Annotated in this window: 1 protein-coding gene; it reads left to right on the top strand. The window is 74.2% G+C overall.

The features are described from left to right. On the top strand, positions 1-275 hold a 275-nt coding region (locus tag IF09_RS41485), incomplete at both ends, for a hypothetical protein (protein ID WP_037637281.1).

Raw genomic sequence — 275 nt, 5'->3', positions numbered from 1 at the left:
GACCCTGGACTCGCTGGTGTCCCGGGCGGTGTCCGCCGAGCAGTTGGAGAGTGCGGCGGGCACGGCGGTTGCCGACTCGCTGTTCCAGGTGGAGTGGACCGAGCTGTCCCGGGCACAGGGTGGCGGGCTCGCTCCTTCGTGGGTGCCGGTGGCCACCGCTGACGAGGTGGCGGCCTTGGCCGGCGGCGCAGGAGCTCCGGCCGTGGCCGTCCTGGAAGCCGTCGGGGGCGCCGGCGAGGACGCGGTCCTTGCTCTGACCTCCCGGGTGCTGGAAG

This window comes from Streptomyces katrae (assembly GCF_000717655.1).
In the GTDB taxonomy this organism is placed as follows: Bacteria; Actinomycetota; Actinomycetes; order Streptomycetales; family Streptomycetaceae; genus Streptomyces; species Streptomyces katrae_B.
This window is presented reverse-complemented; position numbering and strand designations above follow the sequence as displayed.